The sequence below is a fragment of the Geothrix sp. genome (genome assembly GCF_020622065.1).
Taxonomy (GTDB): Bacteria; Acidobacteriota; Holophagae; order Holophagales; family Holophagaceae; genus Geothrix.
Genome location: NZ_JAHRYQ010000001.1, coordinates 1,610,784 through 1,632,904, shown reverse-complemented (window position 1 = coordinate 1,632,904; position 22,121 = coordinate 1,610,784). Strand labels below are relative to the sequence as shown.

Here is a 22,121-nt window from a genome sequence, read left to right as displayed (position 1 = left end):
TTCCTTGAGATGTCGATGAAACTGGTCGCCCTTGCCTTCACCCTCCTCTTCGGTGCCTCCCTGTGTGCCCAGGGGCCAGCCACCATGGGCGCGTCCGAGATCCGCGCCGGCATGAAGGGGTATGGCCGGACCGTGTTTCAGGGCGGCAAGATCGAGCGGTTCGACTTCGAGGTGCTGGGCGTCCAAAAGAACGCCGCGCCGGGCCGCAGCCGGATCATGGTGAGGGCATCAGGGGGGCCCTTGGCGGAAACCGGCATCCTGGCCGGGATGAGCGGCAGCCCCTGCTACATCGACGGCAAGCTCATCGGGGCCCTCAGCACGGGCATCGCCTTCGAGAAGGAGGCCATCGGGGGCATCACGCCCATCGCCGAGATGCTGGATCAGCTCCGGGACATCCCCGAGACCGCCCCGAGCCGGACCCCCCTGATCCTGCCCAAGCTGGAGCCGCCGAAGGTCCTCAAGTCCGCTCTCACGGGTCAGATGCTCGATTTCCGGGCCCTGATGGGCGACCCGGACCCCCAGGCGCTGTCCATGTCCATCGCCGGCAGCGCCCTGGGTGCCGAGGTCCAGCGCCTCTGGGCAGGGCTGCCGGTCACCTTCGCCGCCGCCCCCGTGATGTCCGGGAGCCGCGAGGAGGCCAGCCCGCTGGAGCCCGGCGGCATGGTGGCGGTCACGCTCATGCAGGGTGACCTGGATCTGGCGGCCGCGGGCACCATCACCTATGTTTCGGGCAAGCGCATCCTGCTCTTCGGCCACCAGCTGTTCAACCTGGGCCCGGTGGACCTGCCGCTGTGGTCGGCCACGGTGGCGAGCACCGTGGCCAGCTATCAGAGCTCCTTCAAGATGGCCATGCCCGTGGCGCCCATCGGCGCCCTGCGCCTGGATCGCAGTTCGGGCGTGGCGGGGCTGCTGGGGGCCGAGGCCCGCATGGTGCCCCTGCGCATCGGCCTGAACCTGGGGGGCAAACGGACGCTGAACTTCCGCTTCGAGATCATGGACCATCCCGTGGTCACGCCCGCGCTGGCGGCCACGGCCGTGGCCCAGACCCTTGAGGCCCATACCCGCGGCCTCGGATTCCAGAGCCTCTCCATGCAGGGGAACATCAAGCTGGCCGGGCATCCCGCCATCCAGATCGAAAATGTCATCGCGGACCTGAACTCCCTCCGGATGGCGCAGTATGTGGGCGGCATCCTGCAGGCCGTGAGTTTCAATCCCTTCGAGCGGCCCGTGTTCGAGGGCATCTCGCTCACGATCAAAGCAGAGGAGCGGCTCGACCTCACGGGCATCGCCGGCATCCGCCTGCTCAAGGCCCGGGCCAAGCGGGGTGAGGTGCTGCCGGTGCTGGTGACCCTCCAGAACATCCAGGGCGTGCGGGAGACGGCCACCTTCAACATCCAGGTGCCTTCCTCGGCCGCCAAGGGCAAGGCCATCCTCATGGTGGGCGACGGCTTCAGCCTCATGGCCGCGGATCCGGACGAGCGGATGATCGAGGTGGCCAGCCTGAACGACATGGTGCGGATCCTGAACGGGGCCCTCCGGAACAACCACGCCTACGCCCTGCTGGTGCAGGCACAGCCGGGCGCCGGCCTCCGAGGCAGCCGCATCGAGGGGATCCCCCCCACCGTGGCCAGCCTGGTCGGCGGCGACGGGGCCAGCAGCGACAACCGCCTGCAGCGGCGGATCGTGGGCCGAGCCGTGCTGCCGCTGGAGCGGGAAGTCCGCGGCCTCAGCCAGTTGGAAGTGGAGATCGAGTGATGAGCATGAGAGGAAAGGGTTCTATGCGCTGGCTGACCATGCTGCTTCCCACCGTCCTGAGCGTGGCCGCCTTGGCGGACCAGCCCATGGCGACTTTTTCGGGATTCAACGACTGGCTGGGGTCCGAGACGCGGGGTGTCCGCATCGGCGCCGACGGCCGCCTGCGCCTGGCGCCGAACCTTCGGCGCGTGGGCCAGCTGCCCGAGGGCGTCATCTGGGCGGCGGTGTCGGACGGAGCTGGCGGGGCCTACCTGTCGGCAGGCACGGATGGCAAGCTCTTCCACTACGCGGGCGGCCAGGTGAAGCCGCTTGGCCAAGTGAAGGGCGGCATCGTGTTCGCCCTGGCGCGGCTGGGGCAGGATCTGGTGGTGGCGCCCACGGGCGAGGGCAAGCTGTTCCGGGTGTCTCCCGCCGGCGAGGTGAAGCCGTTCGCCGACATCGAAGCCCGCATCGTCTGGGCCCTGGCCGTCGAAGGCGACGCGGTGATCGTGGCCGGCGGGGCCGAGAAGGGGGCGGTGCTGCTGCAGGCGAGGGAAGGCTCCAGCCGCCGCCTGGCGGAACTGGCGGATGAGACGGCCTTCACGGCCATGACGCCGGACGGGCAGGGTGGCTGGTACCTGGGCAGCCATGGCCGGGGCCTGGTGCTGCGCTACAGCCGGCAGGGCGATCGCCTGGAAACGCTCATGGACACGCCCTTCGAGGAAGTGCGCGCCCTGGCCGTGGCCGAGGGCCAGCTCTATGTCGGCGCCGACAACGGGCTCACGCCCAAATTCAGCACGGGTCAGCTCGAGCGTCGGGAGGGCTACCTTCAGGCCGATACGGCAAGCACCGCCCGCTCCGCCGTCATCCGCCTGGACCGGGACCGGGTGCCGGAAACCCTGTGGCAGAGCGCCCAGAGCCAGGTCTATGCCCTGACGGCCTGGAAGGGGCAGCTGCTCGTGGGGACGGGCAACCGTTCACGCCTCTTCTCGCTGCCTCTGGGCAAGACCCGCGATGCCGATCCCTTCGCGGTGGTGCAGGAACTGGGAACAGCCCAGGCCACGGCGTTTCTTCCCGCCGGTGGGGATCTGCTGGTGGTGGGCTCCAATCCGGCTGAGCTGCACCTGCTCTCGGAGGCCCAGGCCACGGAAGGAACATTGGAATCCAAGATCCTCAAGGGAGCGCCCCTGGCCGACTGGGGCCGGGCCTACCTCGAGTCGGACCTGCCCACCGGCACGAATGTGGAATTGCAGTTCCGCACGGGCAGCACCGAGACGCCGGACGCCACCTGGAGCGCGTGGACGCCGCCGCTGCGCAGCGGAGAGCGCCCGGCGCTGCCGCCCTCCCGGTTCGCCCAGTTCCGGTTGCGGCTCAGCAGCACCCGGGGTGGCGCCACCCCCACGGTGGAGACCGTCACCCTGCACTGGGCTCACCGCAACCTGGCGCCGGTCTGGGAGGGCGTGGACATCATGCCGCCCGGGCTGGTCATCACCCGTACTGCGCCACCCGATGACATCGGCATCGAGCGCGTGCCCCTGGAGACCCAGAAGCTCATCCCCGCCTTGGGCTACATGGGCGCGGAAAAGCGCAGCTTCCGCCGGGGGGGGGCGAGCTTCGTGTTCCGGGTGAACGATCCCAACGGTGACGCCCTCGAGTTCACCATCCGGTTGGTGCCCGAACGCGGGGCGCCCCTGCTCTTGGAAAAGGCCTGGAGGGAAAAATTCTTCAGCTTCGACACCCTGCCCGTGCCCGATGGCCGCTACCGATTGGAAGTGGTCGCCTCGGATGCGCCCACGGTCCCCTTCAACGCCGCCCTCACGAGCACCTGGCGCACGGCACCCTTCCTCATCGACCATACACCCCCGGCCATCGCCGAGCTGAGCGCCGTGCCCGAAGGCGAGGGCGTGCGCCTGCGCTTCGTGGCCCGGGACGAGACCTCGGTGCTGAAAGAGGCCGCGGTGAGCGCCGATGGCGAGCACTGGCTCCAGATCGTTCCCGAGGACCGCGTCTTCGATCAGAAGGAGGAGCGCTTCGATGTGATCGTGCCCCGTGAGGCCGTGCGCGGCGACCGCATCCTGGTGAAGGTCGCCGATCAATACCACAACGAGCAGACGGCGGTGGTCAATGTGGGGGCCACCGCCAAGCGTTAGCGGTTTCCTCTTTCAGGAAAAAGGCGGGCCGGATGGCCCGCCTTTTTTGAGGATGTCAGAACCTAAAGGCCTTTGAATTGCGCGGCCCGCTTCTCCAGGAAGGCGCCCATGCCCTCCTGCATGTCCTGGGTGGCGGCCAGGAGGCCGAAGAGGGCGGCCTCGTACTGGAGGCCCTGCTCCTGGGGCATCTCGAGGCCCTCATGCACGGCCGCGAGGGCGCTGCGAAGGGCCAGCGGACCGCGGGAGAGGAGGGTCTTCGCGAGCTTCTCGGCGGCGGCCCGGAGATCGGCCTGGGGCACGACCCGGCTCACGAGGCCCATGCGGAGGGCATCGGCAGCGGGCGTCATCTCCCCGCCGAGGATCAGGTCCAGGGCCACGCCCTTGCCCACGAGGCGGGGCAGGCGCTGGGTGCCACCGTAGCCGGGGATGATGCCGAGGCTCACCTCGGGCAGGCCGAAGCGGGCGTTCTCGCTGGCGATGCGGATGTGGCAGGCCAGGGCCAGCTCGCAGCCGCCGCCCAGGGCGAAGCCGTTCACGGCGGCGACCACGGGCTTGGGCATGGACTCGATGCGCTGGAATACGGCCTGGCCGCGCAGGGCCTGCACCCGGGCCGAGGCCGTGTCGAGGGACTTCAGCTCGGCGATGTCGGCCCCGGCCACAAAGGCCTTCTCGCCGGCGCCGGTGACCACCACCACGCCCACCTCGGCGTCGTGCTCGAGTTCCGCGAAGGCCTGTTCCAGCTCTTTCAGCACTTCGTTGTTCAGGGCGTTGAGCTTCTCGGGCCGGTTGAGGGTGACCCAGGCGATGCGGTCGGCTTTCTCGACGAGGACGAAGGGCATGGGGACTCCTGATGGGGGATCGTTGCCGACCATTGTACGCTGGGGCCGGAGTGACCGATGTTCCATCCCCCACACCCCGAAACCTACCGCGACCAGCTGCGCGCCTTCCTGCGCGAGGATTGGGGCACCCAGGACTGGACCACGGCCGCCGTGCCGGACCGGCCCATGGTGGCGCGGGTGGTGGCCAAGGGGGACCTGGTGCTGGCCGGCCTGCCCGTGGCCCAGGAGGTGTTCCGGCTGGCCGAACCCGGGCTGGCGGTGACCCTGGAGGCCGCCGACGGACAACGGGTGTCCAAGGGGACCGAAGTCCTGCGCGTGGAGGGGTCCAGCCACGGCATCCTGCTGGCCGAGCGCGTGATGCTGAACCTCCTGCAGCGGCTATCCGGTACGGCGACCCTCACGCACCTGTTCGTGGACGCCATCGAAGGCACGGGCGCCCGCATCCTCGATACGCGCAAGACCACGCCGGGCCTCAAGCTGCTGGAGAAATACGCCGTGCGCTGCGGCGGGGGCGTGAACCACCGCCTGACCCTGGGCGATGGCGTCCTGCTCAAGGAGAATCACCTTGCCGCGGCCGGCGGCATCCGGGCGGCGGTGGAGGCGGCACGACACGGCGCGCCCAACCTGGTGAAGATCGAAGTCGAGGTGGAGACCCTGGGCCAGCTGAAGGCCTGCCTGGACCTGCCGGATGTGGATGGCGTCCTGCTGGACAACATGCCCCTCGAGCAGATGCGCGAGGCGGTGGCCCTGCGGGACCGCAGCGGGCGGCGCCTCTTCCTGGAGGCCAGCGGCAACCTCACCCTGGAGCGCGCCCGCGCCGTGGCGGAAACCGGCGTGGACTTCCTCAGCGTCGGGGCCCTCACCCACAGCGCGCCTTCGGTGGATCTCAGCCTGCGGATGGACTGAAGCGGCGACCTGCGCCATGATCTAGGCCTCAATACACGAGGCAGGAGGCGGCATGCGTTCGAATCGATGGGGACTGGTCCCGATGGTGCTGGCGGCAGCAGGGCCCCTGCTGGCCCAAACGCCGACGCCGACGCCGACTCCGGCCACGCGGCCCATGACCTTCATGGATGTGATGGAGATGCGCGGGGTGGGCGGCGGCCAGCTGTCGGCCGACGGGGCCCGGGTGGTCTACACCGTGAGCATCCCCCACTGGAAATCGGGCAAGACCTTCACCGAGATCTTCATCGCGGAGGCCGCCACCGGCGCCGCCCGCCAGATGACCTTCACCCGCGAGAAGAACGAGACGGCCCCCCAGTGGGCTCGGGACGGCCGGCGCTTCGCCTTCCTCAGTGACCGTGAGGGCAGCCAGCAGGTGTATCTGATGTCGGTGGACGGGGGCGAGGCCCGCAAGCTCACGGAGGCCAAGGACGGCGTCCACGCCTTCGCCTTCAGCAGGGACGGGAAGTGGCTGGCCTTCAGCGCGGGCAAGGCGGAGGAGCGCCAGCTCTCGCTCGTGGACCTGGCTGCGGAGGACCTGACCGTGGCGGCCCTCCCCAAACACGCCGCGCCCATCCGCGACTTCGCATTCACGGAGGACGGGCAGCGCATCTTCTTCACCAGCCCCGATGGGGTGGACAAGGACGACCTGAAGCGGAAGGAGAAGAAGTTCGATGTGCGCGTCGCGGACCCGGAGCAGCCGCCCGTGCATGTGTGGTCCGTGGATCTGAAGGACAGGACGGAGAAGCGCTGGACGGCGGGGGCGGGCTTCACCGTGACGGCCTTCCAGCTCTCGAGGGATGGCCGCTGGGCCTCGTACCGGGCCCTTCCGGCCGCACGCCGCGTGGGCGACATCACCCACGAGGAGGCGAGCCTGCATCTGCTGGATCTGGGCAGTGGCCAGGGCCGCCAGGTCCTGGAGAGGTACGCCGGATTCTCGGCCTTCTCGCCGGACGGGCAATGGCTTGTCTACGCTGCGCCCGAGCGGTTCGAGCGCCTCCGCAACGAGAAGCTCTGGGTGGTGCCTACGGCCGGCGGGCCGGCCCGGAATCTGATGGCCGGGAAGGACATGAGTGTGTCCAACGCCAGCTGGAGCGAGGACTCGCACACCCTCTACTTCACCGAGGCCGTGGGCGCGAACCAGCACCTGTTCGCGCTGTCCGTCGCCGACGGCGCCATGACCCAGCTCACGAAGGAGACCGGCGTCCTCAACGGCGGCTACAACGCCGACGCCAAGGCCTTCCTGGTGGGCTACAGCCAGCCCCGGAAGCCCCTGGATCTCTATGTGGCGAAGCCCCGGACAGTGGGGTCGGCGGCCAGCTGGGTCAGGGTCTCTGACGCGAATCCCCAGGTGGCGCGGCTGGCCCTGGGCGCCACGGAGACGGTCCGCTGGAAGGCCAAGGATGGCGTCGAGGTGGAGGGCCTGCTCATCAAGCCCCTGGGCTACGAGAAGGGGAAGCGCTATCCCCTCATCGTGCAGCTCCACGGTGGGCCGGCCGCCGCGGACATGAATGGATTCCAGGGCCGCTATGTCACCTACCCGCACATCTACGCCGCCGCAGGCTACGCCGTGCTCCAGCCCAACTACCGGGGCTCGACGAACTACGGCGAGGCCTTCGCCCGGCAGATCGGCGGGAACTTCATGCGCCTTTCCTACGGCGACATCATGAGCGGCGTGGACCACCTCATCCGCGAGGGCGTGGCGGATCCGGACCGGCTCGGCATGATGGGCTGGAGCGCCGGCGGGCACCTGTCCAGCTGGACACTCACCCAGACCGACCGCTTCAAGGCCATCAGCACCGGCGCCGGGGCGGTGAACTGGATCTCGATGTACGCAGAAAGCGATGTCCAGAGCGTCCGCGAGTTCTACCTGGGCGGAAGACCCTACGATGCCTGGGACAACTTCCTGAAGGAATCGGCGCTCAAGTACATCAAGAACGCGAAGACCCCCACGCTCATCCATGTGGGCGAGGCGGATCAGCGGGTGCCCAAGCCCCAGAGCGATGAGCTCTACATGGCCCTCAAGAAGCTGGGCGTGCCCGTGGAGTACCTCGTCTATCCCGGCATGCCCCACGGCCTCACCGAACCGCGCTACCAGCTGGTGAAGATGGTCAGCGAGTTCAACTGGTTCGAGAAGTGGATCAAGGGGAAGAAGGACTGGTTCGAGTGGAAGGTCCTGCTGGATACGCTGCCGGCGGATGCGGAGGCCAAATCCGAAGGACCTTCGGCTTCCGCCGCTTCGCGGCGGAAGTAATACAGAACGGGCCCCGGATGGGGCCCGTTCTGCGCAGGATGGAACCCTTACTTGACTTCCAGCTTCCGCGCTTCCAGCAGGTGGCCCAGGGCCTTCTCCAGGGCGGTGATGGCCTTGGCGTAGGTGATCTGGGACTGGAGTTCGCTGCTCTTGGCGGTGTCGAGGTCGTTCTGCTTGGAGAGCACGAGGAAGTTGGTGCTCATGCCGTTCTCGAACTTCTTCTGCTCGGCTTCGAGATCCTTCTCGCGGAAGATGCGGGTCTTCTCGGCGGCGGCGACGCCCTTGGCGGAGGCCTCCACATTGCGGAAGGCCTGGCGGGCCTCCAGGGTGATGCCGAGCTCCAGGTCGCGCAGGCTCCACTCGCTCTGCCGCCGGTTGGCGCGGGCCTGGGCCTGGTTGCCCTTGGCGGCCCGGTTCTGGATGGGCAGGGCGAACTGGAGGCCCACGGTGTAGCCGGGATAGGCGCCCTTGGTCAGGTCCTTGTTGACGGCCGAGAGACCCTCGGAGGGGATCTGCGAAGCCGCGTTGCCGTTGTAGGTGGCGTAGGCGTCCAGCTGGGGCAGGGTGCGGTTGTTGGCCGCGGTCTCGAGCACCTGCTTGGACTCCAGGTCCAGGCGGGCGCTCTTCAGCTCGATGCGGTTCGCCAGGGCCTGCTTCTCGGCGGCGGCCTCATTCAACTCCAGGGGCTTGATGCTGGGGGCATCGGTGGGCTCCAGGCCGGCGGGGCGCTCGGACGACGGATACAGGGCGCGGATCAGGGCGTCCTTGGCATTCAGCAGCTGGGCCTCGGCGGCGATGATGTCCTGCTCGCGCTGGGCGACGGAGGCCTCGGAAGAGGTGACCTCGATGGGGGCCAGGGTGCCCACCTGCACGCGGATCTGGTTCTCCTTGAGCTGCTTCTGGGCCAGGGTCAGGGCCTGCTGCTTGTTCTCCAGGTTGCGCTGCGCGTACACCACATCCCAGTAGAGGGATTCGGTGCTGGCCACCAGGTCGATGATGGCCTTCTGGAAGGCGAGATCCGCGGCCTGGGCGCTCTTGCGCGCCACGATCAGACGGCTTTCCGTCGCGTCGCGGCCGAAGCCCTTCAGCAGGCTCTGGGAGTAGGTGGCCGAGAAGCTGCCGTCGTAGGGGTTCGTGGTGAAGGGGGACTCGGGCCCGCCGTTGACCGTGCCCTTGCTGAAGCGGTAGGTGGGCGCGTAGTTCAGGCTCAGGTTGCCGCCCCAGCCGAAGGCCTTGGTGGAACCCAGGGTAAAGTTCCGGCTGAAGGTGGTCGTCTCCGAAGAGGTGAGGGGACCTCCCGGGAAATTCTGGGCGCGGCTGGCGTCCTGGACCTTGCTCAGGCTCAGGCTGCTGGTCAGATTCCAATCGAAGGCACCCTGCTCGATGGTCAGGCCGGCACGCGTGAAGTCCCGCGTCTCGACGGCGATCTGCACCTGCAGGTTGTTCTTCAGGGAAGTCTCGATGGCGCCCTGCAGGGTCAGCTGGGTGGTGACCTTGGCTCCATCGGCCTTGGGAGTCTCCTGGGCCACCAGGGAGAAGGCCACCAGCAGGGCCGGGAAGATCGGGAGACGCATCATCTACCACTCCTTGAAGATCGAAAAGAGCTGCCACGGGGACAGGCTGCCTACGGACGGGTCCTGGGGCCGGTTTAGGTTAACCCCGGAAGCAGGATGCCTCCCTCGCAAGATGAGGGCAAGAAAGATTTCACCAGGTGTTGAAAATAATTACTTCAGCAGTTCCCGGGCGATCACCATCCGCTGGATTTCGCTGGTGCCCTCGTAGATGGTGGTCACGCGGACATCGCGGTACAGGCGCTCGACGAGGTATTCCCGGGAATAGCCGTAGCCGCCGTGGATCTGCACGGCGCGGTCGCAGATCCAGACGGCGCTTTCCGTGGTGAAGAGTTTGGCGGTGGCCGCCTCCACCGTGCAGGGCTTCCCGGCCTCCTTCAGCGCGGCGGCACGGTAAACCAGCAGGCGGGCCGCCTGGAGGCGGGCCTCCATCTCGGCCAGGTAGGTCTGGATCATCTGATGTTCGCCGATGGGCTTGCCGAAGGAGACACGGGCCTTGGCGTAGGCCACGCTCTCGTCCATGGCCCGCTGGGCGATGCCCAGGGCCTGGGCCGCGATGCCGACGCGGCCGCCGTCGAGGCCGCCGAAGGCCACCTTGAGGCCGTCCCCGGGCTTGCCCAGCAGGGCATCCTCGGCCACGAAGGCGTTCTCCAGGGCCACCATCACGGTCTTGCTGGAGCGCAGACCCATCTTCTCCTCGGGCTTGCCCATGACCACGCCGGGCTGCCGGGCATCGAGGATGAAGGCGCTGATGCCCTTCTTGCCCTTGTCCGGATCGGTGCGCGCCATGGTCACGAAGTACCGGCCCACGCCACCGTTGGTGATCCAGGCCTTGGCGCCGTTCAGCTGCCAGCCGCCATCCACTTTCGTGGCCCGGGTCTTCTGGGCCGCGGCATCGGAGCCGGCATCAGGCTCCGTGAGCATGAACCCGCCCAGTTCCTCGCCGTTGGCCAGGGGCTTCAGGTACTTCTGCTTCTGCGCTTCGGTGCCGAAGGCCAGGATGGGGGCGCAGGCCACGGAGTTGTTCACGCTCATGGTCACGGCCACGGAAGCGTCCGCGTAGGCCACCTGCTCCAGCGCCAGGATGTAGCTGAGGAAATCCACGCCCGCACCGCCGTAGGCTTCGGGGACGGTCATGCCGAGGAAGCCCATCTCGCCCAGCTGCTTCAGGATCGCCTTCGGGAACTCCCCGCTGGCATCCCGGGCCGCCGCGCCAGGATCGATCTCGGACATCGCGAAGTCGCGCGCGGCCTCGCGGATGGCGGTCTGGTCCTCGGTGAACAAGGGGAACATGGTGACTCCAGGGGAATCATCCAGGTTAGCAAGCCAGGAGCCTCCCTCATCGCGCCGGGCGGAGGGCGTGCCGCGGGTCACAGACCGCGGTGGTCACCCGGCGCAGGTACCGATCAGGCGCAGGCCGGGAATCGCAGCGTGAAGGTGGTGCCCTGGTTGGGTTGGCTGACCAGAGAGAGGGACCCGCCGAGGAGCACCACGGTCTGGTGGACGGAGGCGAGGCCCAGGCCGGTGCCGCGACCGGGGGCCTTGGTGGTGAAGAAGGGCTCGAAGATGCGGGCCTGCAGGGGTTCGGGGATGCCCACGCCCGTATCCGAGACCGTCAGTTCCGCCTGGGACCCCCGGTCCTCCAGGGCCACGGCGAGGCGCAGGACGCCGCCGTCGGGCATGGCATCCCGGGCGTTGAGGACGAGGTTGACGATCAATTGATCGAGGCGGCCGGGCTGGCTGAGGACGAAGACGGGATCCGGAGGGAGATCGACCGTGAACCGGATGCCGGCGGGCAGGGTGGCGCGCAGCAGGGGCCGGAGCTGCTGCACCCGCAAGGCGAGATCCACGGCCACCGGGGCATCCTCCGAGCCGCGGCCGAAGGCCATCAGGTCCGCGGTGAGCGCTTCCGCCCGGGCGGCGGCTTCCCGGAGCCCCTCCACATCCTGTCGGGCCTCGACCTCCCGGTTCCCGAGGCGGGCCGTCAGAAGGTCCGTGCGCAGGCGGATCACGCCGAGCAGGTTCTTCAGGTCGTGGGCGAGACCCGCGCCGAGGATGGCCACGCCGTTCAGGCGCTCCGTCTTGAGCAGGAGCTCCTGGGCCGCCTCCAGGGAGCGGGTGCGCTCCTGCACCCTGGCCTCCAGGAGGGTGGAGAGCAGCTGGAGATCGCGAAGCGCCAGCAGGCCCCGGAGCAGCCCCAGGGTGGTCATGAGGATGCCGGTGATGAGGAAGGGGCGGTCCACGCGTTCCGGTGCGAGAAACAGCACGCTCAGGGCGAAGGGAACGGCGGTGGCGGAGGGGACCAGGGGCAGGATGAGGGTGCCCAGGGAGGTGTCCCTGGTTTCGGCATCCGGCGCGGGGCCGGGCTGGACCGCGTGCGGCGCCAGGGGGGCCAGGAGGACGCCGAGGCCCGCGAGGAGCACCAGCATGTCCAGGGGGTGGCCCACATAGTAGCCACCGGCCAGGCTCAGGGGCACCTGGATGGTCACCTGGAGGAGGGAGAGGCCGAAGGTCAGCATGACCCAGCCGAGGGGCCCCCCCAGGCGGCTGGGCTGACGGGCGCAGAGGTAGGCGCCGATGCCGAGGATGGTGGCGTTGCCAAGGAAGAAGCCCACCATCACGGCCCGGTTCAGGGGCGTGGCGGCGGTGTCGCGGAAGAGTGGGCCAAGGGCGAAGACCCAGGCGGCGAAGAAGACGGCCGCCGCGATGCCCAGGCCATCGAGGCCCTTCCTCAGGCGCTCGGAACCGCTGGCCGAGGTCAGAGGCCAGGCCAGCAGGGCCGCGATGGTCAGGCCCAGAGACAGGAAGGAGAAGGCTTCCCCCAGGGAAGGGAAGGCCGGTGGCTGGCCGTACCGGAGCAGGCTGTGGAGCGCCCAGACCTGAGTGAGGAACTGAGCGGCCAAGGCCAGGCCGAGCAGGTTCCATCCCCAGGCGGCCTCCGGCTCCCGGCGGGCCCGGTGGAAGGCCGCGGCCCCTGCGGCACCGAAGATCGTGGCATTCAGCAGATTCAGGGCGATGTCCCGCGCCGCCACCGGCAGGGCCAGGCTGGCGAATCCGGCCCCGACCAGGACGATCACCACGCCCACAATGAACCCCGGCCAGCGGTGGGGGCCATGAGCGGGGAAGGTCGGGAGGAGGGGAGGCATGGCCGGTCCCTTCACCTATCGGCGTTTTGAAGGGGGACCTGAATCCGGCCGCCTGCTTCAGGCTTGGGCAAGCCAGGTCTCCAGCAGCTTCAACGCCGCCTTGGAACCTTCCCACTTCATCAGGTCATGGGCCTCCTTCAGGCCGCACCATTTGCATTCACTGTGCTCCAGCGGCTCCAGGCGGACCGGGGCCTCCGGGGCCACCTCCATGGAGAAGCAGATCTCGGTGTTGAAGCGCGGTTCGGCATCGGGGAATCGCACGATGGCGGGATCCACCCAGAAGCTGTGGGAAAGGCCCAGCGGCCGCAGGGTGCCGGAGAGGCCCGTCTCTTCCATCAGTTCCCGATGGGCGGTTTCTTCCGGCGTTTCCCCCGGCTCCATCATGCCGGTCACGCTCTGCCACCAGAGGCCATGCTCAGGCACCCGGAGCATCATGAGCACTTCGGGACCTGCGGGGCCCCGGCGCCAGGTCAGGGCCGAAACGCTGCGGCTGGGCTCCCGAACGGGCTGGAGATCCAGAGCCAGGCAGCTAGTCAGGTGAGCCTGGAGCCGGTCCGTGGCCGCTTCCAGGGTGGGCGCGGCCTCGCCCAGCAGGGAAGCGAGGCTGCAGACACCCTTGTCCGTGAAGCCGCAGGGCGTGATCCAGCGGAAGTGGTCGAGGTTGGGGCGCACATTGAAGGCGATGCCGTGGGTGGTGATCCACCGGCTGAGGTGCAGGCCGATGGCGCCCAGCTTCTCCAGGCCGCCTCCGGTGCGATATCGGGCGGTGTCCACCCAGATGCCCGGTGCGCCCTTCAGGCGATCGGCCACCACGCCGTAATCCGCGGCGGTGCGGATCATGGCCTCCTCCAGGCCCCGGACCAGGCGACCCACATCCTCGCGGCCGCCCCGCAGGTTGCAGATGGGATAGGCCACGATCTGTCCGGGCCCGTGGTAAGTGACCTCGCCGCCCCGGTCCGTGCGGTGGACGCTCACGCCCTGGGCGGCCAGGAAGTCATCGCTCATGTGGATGTCGGCGGGCGTGGCGTTGCGACCCAGCGTGAAGACGGGATCGTGCTCCAGGATCACGAGCTGATCCGGGTTCCCATCCTGGCTGACATGGGCCGAGAGGGCCTTCTGCAGCCGGAGCCCCGCGGGGTAGAACACGCGCCCGAAGCGGCGGAGCTGGGCGGGGTGGAGGGTGGAAAAGCCGATGTCGGACATGCCTCGAGTCTACCCGTACGCTCCGATCACGGGCCCGGACCGGCCCCGCTCTGGCATCACTCTGGCATCATCAAGGAACAGATGAGCCTGGACCCTTCCACCATCGGCCGCTACAAGGTCCTCGGCACCCTCGGTTCAGGGGCGATGGGCACGGTGTACCTGGCGGAAGACCCGCTTCTCAAGCGGCCCCTGGCCATCAAGGTCGTGCGGGAGGGCACCGGGGACGCCGAGGTGCTGGAGCGCTTCAAGCGCGAGGCGGAGATCTCGGCCCGCCTGAACCATCCCAGTGCCATCACCGTGTTCGATGTGGGCGAGGAGCCCGATCTCGGTCCGTTCCTGGTCATGGAATTCGTCGAAGGCGAATGCCTGTCGGAGCGGATTCGGCGGGGCCCCCTCGAACCCGAGGAGGCCCTGGGGCTGCTCATCCAGGCCGGCGAGGCCCTGGAGGCCGTGCATGCCCTGGGCATCGTCCACCGGGACATCAAGCCCGAGAACTTCATGGTGGGCCGCGATGGGCGCATGAAGCTCATGGATTTCGGCATCGCCCGCAACGATGACGGACGGCTCACCAGTACGGCCGCTTTTCTAGGCACGCCGGCCTATTCCGCGCCGGAGGTGCTGAACGGGGCCAGGGCCACGGCGGCTTCGGACCGCTGGTCCTTCGCCCTGACGGCCTACGAGATGTTGACCGGCGGCCTGCCCTTTTCGGGCGAGAGCGTGGGCGCCACGCTCTACCGGATCATCCACGACCCGCCGGTCTTCGCGGAGGGGATGCCTCCCGAAGCGGTGGCCGTATTCCGGCGGGCCTTCGAGAAAGACCCCGCCCTGAGGTTCGGGGACCTGCGGGCCTTCCTGCGGGCCCTGGTGGAGGTCCTTCCCCTCGACCCGGCCCTGCGGAGCGGGTGCCTGGCGCGAATCGAGGCTCTGGGCACCGAGACTTCCCCAGGCACCCTGCGCATGCCATCGGCGCCCACCGGGCGGTTCTCCTTGCGCTCCCGGTGGGTTTGGGCGGCCGGGGCCCTGGGCGTGGGCCTCCTGCTCTGGGTGGCCTTCTTCCGCCCGGACCGGAGCCGTGTGCTGTCCATCGAATCCCGTCCAGGCGGGGCCCAGGTCTTCCTGGACGGAACGCCCCTGGGCCAGACGCCGCTCCGCCAGGTGGTGGTGAAGGGCAAGGCGGAAACCCTCCGCCTGGAGAAACCCGATTTCCAGCCCCTGGAAGTGCGCCTCAAGCCCGAGGATCGCGATCTCTCCCTGCGCCTCCAGCCTGCGCCCTTCGAGGTGTCGCTGATCACCGAGCCCGCCGGGGCCGAGGTCTTCCTCGACGGGGAATCGAAGGGACGGACGCCCGCCACGGTCTCCGTGCCTGGCGAAGGCACCCATCAGCTGCGGCTGACCCTGGATGGCCACGCGCCCTGGACCACCGTGGCCGAGCGCCACCGCCCCCTGCCCGAGCCCATCCGCCTTCAAAAGCTGCGTGGGAAAAAGGGCCATCCGGGAGACGGGAAGATCAAGAAGTTCTTCAAGGGCATCTTCCAGAAATAGCCCTCGACGATGTTCAGAGGTGCCCGCGAGGCCGGGTTCCCTAGGGCAGGCGGTCGTTCAGCAGCACCTTCTGGGTCTGGGCTTCGCGGTAGGCGCGCAGGCGGGCGCGGAGGGCCTCGTCCGTGCCCGCCAGGATGGCCGCCGCGAAGAGCGCCGCGTTCACCGCGCCGGCCTTGCCGATGGCGAGTGTTCCCACCGGGATGCCCGCGGGCATCTGCACCATGGAGAGGAGGGAATCCAGGCCGTTCAGGGACTTGCCCTGCACGGGAACGCCCAGCACGGGCAGGGGGGACTTGGCGGCGACCATGCCCGGCAGGTGGGCAGCGCCGCCGGCTCCGGCGATGATGACCCTCAGGCCCCGGCCCTCGGCCTTCTCGCAGTATTTGAAGAGCTTGTCCGGCGTGCGATGGGCGCTGACGACCTCGGCCTCGAAGGGGATGCCCAGCTCCTTGAGCATCTCGGCCGCGTGCTCCATGGTCTCCCAGTCGGAGCGGCTGCCCATAATGAGGCCGACCAGCGGTGCACTCGTCATGATGGGCCTCCCAGGGTGGCGTTCGAGCGAAGGATGGGGCAGAGGTCTGAGCCAGCGAAGTCGGCGAAGAAGATGAGGCCGACCAGCGGTGCACTCGTCATGATGGGCCTCCAGGGGTGGCGTTCAGGCGAAGAATGATGATGCCGACCAGCGGTGCATGGGTCATGGATCATCCCCAGGCGTGATGTCCCAGTGTAGCCCCGCCTCGGCCATGATGGAGCCATGGCGAAGGTGGTCGTGGTGGGCGGGGGTGCGGCAGGACTGGTGGCGGCCTGGCGGGCGGCCTCGCGGGGCCATGCGGTCCTGCTGCTGGAAGCCAATGGACGCCTGGGCGTGAAGCTCCGCATCAGCGGCGGCGGCAAATGCAACATCACGCATGACGGCCCCCCCAAGGCCCTGATGGCGGCCTTCTCCAAGGAGCAGGCGCGGTTCTTGAGGCCGTCTCTCCACGCCTTCGACAACCGGGCCGTGCTGGACCTGCTTCGGCGGGAGGGGGTGGAGACCTATGTCCGGGACAACGGCCGCGTGTTTCCCCTGGACCGGCCCGGCAGCGCCGGGGCGGTGGTGTCGGCCTTCGAGGCTCTGGTGCACCGGGCGGGGGTGGAGGTGCGGACGGGCGCCCGCGTGACTGGGCTGGAAGGGGAGCTCCCCCGCCTGGCGGCGCTGTGGGTGGGCGAGGAGCGCCTCGCCGCGGACGCCTTCATCCTGGCCACGGGGGGCGCGAGCTATCCGGAAACGGGCACCCGGGGCGAGGCCCTGGGCTGGCTGAAGGGCCTGAAGGCCCCGGTGCGCCCCTGGTTCCCGGCCCTGGCCCCCATCCCCCTGGCCCGTCCCCGCGCCACCTGGGAAGGCGTGGCCCTGCGGGAGGGAGAGCTGCGCCTGAGCGCAGGGCCTGAAGGCCGCCGCCTCGCCGCCTTCGCGGGAGACATCCTCTTCACGAAGGTGGGCATCAGCGGGCCCGCGGCGCTGGAGCTGAGCCAGGCCACGGAACGGGCCCGGCGGGAGGGAGCCGCCTGCCTGGTCTACGCTTCAAGCCTGGAGGCGCCGGAACGCGTGGATGCGACGCTGATCGAAGAAGCCCGGGCAAACCCGCGCCTGCTGGCCGCCACCTGGCTGCAGCGGCATCTGCCGGAGCGGCTCGTGGACCCGCTGCTGCAGGAGGCTGGCATGGATCGCGGGCTCATGCTCAAGGATCTCTCCAGGGCCGCGCGCCGGGAGCTGGTGGGGCTGGTCACGGCGCTGCCCCTCGGCGCCCCTCAGCCGGTCCCCCTGGCCCGGGGCGAAGTGGCGGCGGGCGGCGTGGAACTGGCGGCCGTGGATCCGCACACCATGGCCCTGCGGGGCTGGGAGAACCTGCGCGTCTGCGGCGAGCTCCTGGATCTGGATGGCCCGGTGGGCGGCTACAACCTGCAGGCGGCCTTCAGCACGGGCTTCGCGGCGGGGAATCTCTAGATCCTGGCCGCCAGGTCCACCACCAGGTCGCGGAGCCGGGCGGCGTAGCCGGTTTCGTTGTCGTGCCACCCGAAGACCTTCACGAAGCGGGGTCCGAGCATCATGGTCAGGTCCAGATCCATGATCACGCTTTCCGTCCGGCCCGTGATGTCGCAGCTGACCGTGTGCGGATCGGCCAGGGCCACGAGACCCTTCCAGGGGCCCGCGATGGCGGCGGCATAGGCGGCCCGGATTCCCGCGACCTCGGCATCCCGGCGGAGGGTGGCCACCACATCCACCAGATTCACACTGAGGAGGGGCACGCGCAGGGCCACGCCATCGAAGGCCGGAGGCAGGTCCGGCATGGCGCGGTGCAGGGCGCCGAAGGCGCTCGAGGTGGTGGGGATGATGCTCTGGAAGGCCGCCCGGGCTCGCCGCCGGTCCTTGTGGGGCAGGTCCAGCAGGCGCTGGTCGTTGGTGACCACATGCACGGTGCTCATTCCCGCGTGCTCCAGGCCGAAGGCATCTTCCAGGATCTTCAGCATGGGCGCCGTCGCGTGGGCGGTGCAGCTGGCGTTGGAGACGATGCGGTGGCGCGCCAGATCCAGTCCTGAGCCGTTCACCGGGGCGATGACGGTGTAGTCCGCATCCGGGCTGGGCGCGCTGATCACCACATGGGATACCGCCCCCTTCAGATGCCGGGCGGCCTCCTCCCGGCGGGTGAAGCGGCCGCTGGCCTCCACCACCAGGCGGGTTGCGGAAGGGAAGGGAATGCTGCCGGGATCCGTGGCATGGAAGAGGGGCAGGCGCCGGTCCCCCAGGAGGAGGAAGTCCTGTCCGCCCTCGGTGAACCCGTCGATGGGGCGATGGCTGGGCCCATGCACCGAGTCGTACCGGAGCAGGTGCACGAGCTGGTCCAGCGGGGCCGGGTCGTTCACAGCGCCCAGGAGCCCGGGTCGGGTGGTGCCCAGCAGGCGGACCAGCAGCCGGCCGATGCGGCCCAGGCCGTTGAGGGCGATGGAACCCATCGACTAGATCCGCTCCAGCAGGTGCACGCAGAGGTCCTTCAATCGTGCCGCGTAGCCGAATTCGTTGTCGTACCAGGCAAAGACCTTGACCAGCCGGGGGCCCAGCATCTTGGTGAGGTAGGGGTCGTACAGGGTGCTGGCGGTGCTGCCCACCAGATCCGCGCTGACCAGCTCGGCGTCGAGTACCTCGACATAGGGTGCCAGGGGGCCGGCCGTGGCGGCCTGGCGGAAGAGCTCCTGGATGCCCTCCAACGAGGCATCGCGCTTCAGGGTGGCCGTGAGGTCCACGAGGCTCACATCGGGGGTGGGGACCCGCACCGCGATGCCGTCCAGGCGCCCCTTGAGGTGGGGCAGCACCAACCCGATGGCCTTGGCGGCGCCCGTGCTGGTGGGAATCATGCTGAGGGCCGCGGCCCGGGCCCGGCGCAGGTCCTTGTGGGGCAGGTCGAGGATGCGCTGATCGTTGGTGTAGCTGTGCACCGTGGTCATGAAGCCGTAGTCCAGGCCGTAGGCGTCGTCGAGGATCTTAACGACCGGGGCCAGGCAATTGGTGGTGCAGCTGGCGTTGGAGATGATGTGGTCCGCGGTGGGATCCAGGGCCGCCTCGTTCACGCCCATGACCACGGTGCGGTCCGCGTCGCCCGCCGGGGCGCTGATCACCACATGGGTGACGCTGCCCTGGAGGTGGACAGCGGCCTGGGCGCGCTTGGTGAACTTGCCCGTGCATTCGAGGACCACCTGGGCCCCCTGGGCCCCGAAGGGGATGAGCTGGGGATCCTTCTCGGCGTAGACGCGGATGCGCCGCCCGCCGAGCACGAGGTAGTTCCCGTCGGAGGCCACGGGGAAATCCGCCTGGCCGTGGACCGAGTCGTACTTCATCAGGTGGGCCAGGGTGGCCGCATCGGTGAGGTCGTTCACGGCCACCACCTGGACATGCGGGACCTTCATCAAGTGGCGCAGCACCAGCCTTCCGATCCGTCCGAGTCCATTGATGGCCACCTTCTTCATGGCGTCCTCCGAATCCTTGTTGTATCGGCCCCGTCCCATCCTGTCGAAGGAAAAGGCTGTCGCGCCGACAAAATGAAAAGCCCGGCGGGGCCGGGCTTTGGATGAAACGGAGCCGGGGATGGGGGCTTCAGCTGGCCAGGCTCACCTGGCGGATCCGGCTGGGGGGCGTCTCCAGCTTCTTGGCGAGGGTGTTCCGGTGGATGCCCAGCTCCCGGGCAGCGGCGCTGTGGTTGCCCTCGTGGGTGGCCAGCACCTCTTCCAGGTAGAGCCGCTCGAATTCGCGGCGGGCCATCTCCAGAGGGACGCCTCCACGCACCATTTCGGCCACGAGGACTCGCAGCTTTTCGCGCATTCCGTCTTCTCCAACAACCGTATCGGGACCAAGAAGGTAGCACCGCGATGACAAGAGGGAAAGCCCCGTGACAACTTGGAAACGCAGGCGCAGACTGTGGAAAAGTGTGTGGAATGCCTGTGCAGGCCATGGGGGTTGATGTGCGCAAGACCAAACTCGTGATGACCTTGGGTCCGGCCCTGATGCAGGGCGATCGGTTGCGGGAATCCCTCCGCGAAGCCGATGCGGTGCGATTAAATGCGAGCCACGGGGATCCCGAGAGCCGGGCCGAGGCCCTCCAGAAGGTCCGGACCCTGGCTCAGGAACTCGGGCGGTCGATTCCCGTCTTCCTCGATCTGCAAGGACCGAAGTGGCGGGTGGGCCTGCTCGAGGCGCCCATCGACCTGGCCGAAGGCAGCGAAGGCTACTTCTTCGCTGCAGGGGCGACGGTTCCCGCCGACGCCGCCTGGGCCGCACCCCTGCCGCACCCCGAGCTGTTCGAGGGGGCCGAGGCCGGCCAGCACTGGCTCCTGGACGACGGCGCCATCACGGTGGAGATCCTGGCCAAGCGTGCGGATTTCCTGAAGGCCCGGGTGATCATCGGCGGGCCGCTGAAGGCCAGGAAGGGCATCCATCCCATCGGCATGGACATCAACATGGATCCCCTCACCGAGAAGGACCATGTCGACATCCGGTGGGGCGTGGAGCACGAGGTGGACCTCTTCGCCCAGAGCTTCGTCCGCCGGGCCTCAGATGTGCAGCAGCTCCAGGCCATCATCCAGCACCTGGGGGGCACCCAGCCCATCATCGCCAAGATCGAGCACCCGGCAGCCCTCGCCAATCTCGGCGAGATCCTGGAGGTCTCCTGGGGGGTGATGGTGGCCCGCGGCGACCTGGGGGTGGAACTCGGCGTGGAGCGGGTTCCCGGCCTCCAGAAGCAGATCATCAAGACCGCCCGCCGGGCCCTGAAGCCCGTGATCACCGCCACCCAGATGTTGGAGAGCATGATCGAACACTCCCAGCCCACCCGGGCCGAGGCCAGCGATGTGGCCAACGCCATCTGGGACGGCACCGATGCCGTGATGCTCAGCGCCGAGAGCGCCACCGGCGCCCATCCCGTGGAGGCCGTCCAGTGGCTGGCCCGCATCGCGGCGGAGGCCGACGCCAATGTGAAGCAGCGCACACCCACCCTGCCGGACGAACTGGCCGAGAAGGTGCTGGCCCGCACGGACATCTCCGTGGCCTTCGCGGCCTGCCGCACGGCCGACGAGATCAACGCCCGCTGGATCGTGGCCTTCACCGAAGGGGGCGGTACGGCCCGCATGGTGAGCCGCCTGGCGGGGCGCACGCCCGTCCTGGGGGCCACGGTGGACGAGGTCACGGCCCGCCGCATGGGCCTGCTCCGGGGTGTCACCTCCCTGCTGATCCCCCGCGTGAGCAACACGGACGAGATGGTGACGGTGGTGCGGGAGCTGCTGGTGGCGAAGCATCAGCTGGGCAGCATGGATCGGGTGGTGATGACCATGGGCCTGCCCCTGTGGAAGACTGGAAGCACGAACACCATGAAGGTGATGACCTTCTGAAGAGGAGAACCCATGGCCCTCACGCGACCTCTCCCGGGTGAATACCCCGAAGCCTACGCCCCCTACATCGCCGCGGCGGGTGAGGGGGAGATTGCCAGCAGCCTCCAGAGCCAGATGGGTGAAGTGACGGCCCTGTTCGCGGGGCTCTCCGAGGCCCAGGGTGGCTTCCGCTACGCCCCGGGCAAGTGGAGCCTCAAGGACCTCCTGCAGCACCTCAGCGACGCCGAGCGCATCTTCGCCTATCGCTGCCTGCGCATCGGCCGGGGCGATGCCACGCCGCTGCCGGGCTTCGACGAGGAGACCTACGCCGTCGCGGCCCGGGCGGACGCCCACTCCGTGGCGGACCTGCTGGCCGACTGGCGCGCCGCCCGCAGCGCCAGCCTCACGCTGTTCCGCAGCCTGCCCGAGGCGGCCTGGGATCACCAGGGCACCACCAACGGCCGGGCGATCATCGTGCGCTGCCTCCCCTTCATCTGCGCGGGTCACACGGCCCACCACCTGGCGGTGATCCGCGAGCGCTACCTGCCCGGGCTGAAGTAGCCCTTCCACGCCTCCAGAGAATCCGCCAGCTTCTCGAGCTGGGTGGATTCCGTGGTGCGGAAGCGGCTCACGAGCTTCCAGCCCTGGGCCACCTTCTGGTAGCGGTGCAGCCAGAGGAAGGGGCCCTCCCAGTCGCCTTCGGGATCCGTCTTCGTCTTCACCAGGAAGGCCACGGTGGTCCAGGGCCCCCGGGCCAGGACGCGCCGGCCCAGCTCCTGGATGCCGGACTCCTCGTCGGATTCCAGGACCAGGTCGTCCAAATCCGGGATGATCATGGGAACACCTCT

Annotated in this window: 18 protein-coding genes; 8 read left to right on the top strand and 10 right to left on the bottom strand. The window is 68.8% G+C overall.

The window, feature by feature from the left end; all coding sequences use genetic code 11:
• The first annotated feature begins 15 nt into the window (after positions 1–15).
• Together QZ647_RS07625 and QZ647_RS07620 are read left to right on the top strand one after the other, a co-directional pair.
• Positions 16–1,755 (top strand): SpoIVB peptidase S55 domain-containing protein, encoded by a 1,740-nt coding sequence (locus QZ647_RS07625; RefSeq protein WP_291271583.1) that lies wholly within the window; start codon positions 16–18, stop codon positions 1,753–1,755.
• A 23-nt stretch (positions 1,756–1,778) separates the two neighbouring features.
• The gene (locus QZ647_RS07620) at positions 1,779–3,884 is read left to right on the top strand and encodes a hypothetical protein (protein ID WP_291271582.1); all 2,106 of its coding nucleotides are present in this window, start codon (positions 1,779–1,781) and stop codon (positions 3,882–3,884) included.
• Positions 3,885–3,946: 62 nt separating this feature from the next.
• Here the strand turns inward: QZ647_RS07620 and QZ647_RS07615 are convergent, their stop codons facing one another.
• Complete coding sequence (locus QZ647_RS07615; protein WP_291271581.1) at positions 3,947–4,723, bottom strand: enoyl-CoA hydratase-related protein; 777 nt, start codon at positions 4,721–4,723, stop codon at positions 3,947–3,949.
• Positions 4,724–4,780: 57 nt separating this feature from the next.
• Here QZ647_RS07615 and nadC point away from each other — a divergent pair, with 57 nt between their 5' ends.
• Entirely contained in the window at positions 4,781–5,629 is an 849-nt protein-coding gene (gene nadC, locus QZ647_RS07610) for a carboxylating nicotinate-nucleotide diphosphorylase (protein ID WP_291271580.1), read from the top strand.
• Positions 5,630–5,681: 52 nt separating this feature from the next.
• Positions 5,682–7,919, top strand: coding sequence for a S9 family peptidase (locus QZ647_RS07605; protein WP_291271579.1), 2,238 nt, complete (start codon positions 5,682–5,684; stop codon positions 7,917–7,919).
• Between the two features lie 47 nt (positions 7,920–7,966).
• Here QZ647_RS07605 and QZ647_RS07600 read toward each other — a convergent pair whose 3' ends face one another.
• The 4 genes from QZ647_RS07600 to lipB form a co-directional block, all read right to left on the bottom strand.
• Positions 7,967–9,496 carry a TolC family protein gene (locus QZ647_RS07600; RefSeq protein ID WP_291271578.1) on the bottom strand — a complete coding sequence of 510 codons (1,530 nt, stop codon included), beginning with the start codon at positions 9,494–9,496 and terminating at the stop codon, positions 7,967–7,969.
• 147 nt (positions 9,497–9,643) lie between these two features.
• Positions 9,644–10,783 (bottom strand): acyl-CoA dehydrogenase family protein, encoded by a 1,140-nt coding sequence (locus QZ647_RS07595; RefSeq protein WP_291271577.1) that lies wholly within the window; start codon positions 10,781–10,783, stop codon positions 9,644–9,646.
• 113 nt (positions 10,784–10,896) lie between these two features.
• On the bottom strand, positions 10,897–12,636 hold the full coding sequence (locus QZ647_RS07590; RefSeq protein ID WP_291271576.1) for a HAMP domain-containing sensor histidine kinase: 1,740 nt from the start codon (positions 12,634–12,636) through the stop codon (positions 10,897–10,899).
• A gap of 57 nt (positions 12,637–12,693) precedes the next feature.
• The gene (gene lipB / locus QZ647_RS07585) at positions 12,694–13,839 is read right to left on the bottom strand and encodes a lipoyl(octanoyl) transferase LipB (protein ID WP_291271575.1); all 1,146 of its coding nucleotides are present in this window, start codon (positions 13,837–13,839) and stop codon (positions 12,694–12,696) included.
• 81 nt (positions 13,840–13,920) lie between these two features.
• Between lipB and QZ647_RS07580 the strand changes: the two genes are divergently transcribed.
• Entirely contained in the window at positions 13,921–15,381 is a 1,461-nt protein-coding gene (locus QZ647_RS07580; RefSeq protein WP_291271574.1) for a serine/threonine-protein kinase, read from the top strand.
• Positions 15,382–15,421: 40 nt separating this feature from the next.
• Here QZ647_RS07580 and purE read toward each other — a convergent pair whose 3' ends face one another.
• A complete protein-coding gene (gene purE / locus QZ647_RS07575) occupies positions 15,422–15,913 on the bottom strand; it encodes a 5-(carboxyamino)imidazole ribonucleotide mutase (protein ID WP_286355865.1) in 492 nt (163 codons plus the stop codon).
• Between the two features lie 222 nt (positions 15,914–16,135).
• Between purE and QZ647_RS07570 the strand changes: the two genes are divergently transcribed.
• Positions 16,136–17,365 (top strand): aminoacetone oxidase family FAD-binding enzyme, encoded by a 1,230-nt coding sequence (locus tag QZ647_RS07570; RefSeq protein WP_291271573.1) that lies wholly within the window; start codon positions 16,136–16,138, stop codon positions 17,363–17,365.
• On the opposite strand, the gene QZ647_RS07565 is transcribed toward QZ647_RS07570, so the two are convergent.
• From QZ647_RS07565 to QZ647_RS07555, 3 genes are all read right to left on the bottom strand, one after another.
• Entirely contained in the window at positions 17,362–18,372 is a 1,011-nt protein-coding gene (locus QZ647_RS07565) for a glyceraldehyde 3-phosphate dehydrogenase NAD-binding domain-containing protein (protein WP_291271572.1), read from the bottom strand. The genes QZ647_RS07570 and QZ647_RS07565 overlap by 4 nt on opposite strands.
• Positions 18,373–18,375: 3 nt before the next feature.
• On the bottom strand, positions 18,376–19,380 hold the full coding sequence (gene gap / locus QZ647_RS07560; RefSeq protein ID WP_286355868.1) for a type I glyceraldehyde-3-phosphate dehydrogenase: 1,005 nt from the start codon (positions 19,378–19,380) through the stop codon (positions 18,376–18,378).
• Positions 19,381–19,507: 127 nt separating this feature from the next.
• Positions 19,508–19,732, bottom strand: coding sequence for a helix-turn-helix domain-containing protein (locus QZ647_RS07555; protein WP_286355869.1), 225 nt, complete (start codon positions 19,730–19,732; stop codon positions 19,508–19,510).
• Between the two features lie 140 nt (positions 19,733–19,872).
• Between QZ647_RS07555 and pyk the strand changes: the two genes are divergently transcribed.
• Positions 19,873–21,294 carry a pyruvate kinase gene (pyk, locus tag QZ647_RS07550; protein WP_291271571.1) on the top strand — a complete coding sequence of 474 codons (1,422 nt, stop codon included), beginning with the start codon at positions 19,873–19,875 and terminating at the stop codon, positions 21,292–21,294.
• Between the two features lie 12 nt (positions 21,295–21,306).
• On the top strand, positions 21,307–21,834 hold the full coding sequence (locus QZ647_RS07545; protein WP_291271570.1) for a DinB family protein: 528 nt from the start codon (positions 21,307–21,309) through the stop codon (positions 21,832–21,834).
• Here QZ647_RS07545 and QZ647_RS07540 read toward each other — a convergent pair.
• Positions 21,813–22,109: a hypothetical protein gene (locus tag QZ647_RS07540; protein ID WP_291271569.1), complete on the bottom strand. Its 297-nt coding sequence runs from the start codon at positions 22,107–22,109 to the stop codon at positions 21,813–21,815. The genes QZ647_RS07545 and QZ647_RS07540 overlap by 22 nt on opposite strands.
• Positions 22,110–22,121 lie beyond the last annotated feature (12 nt).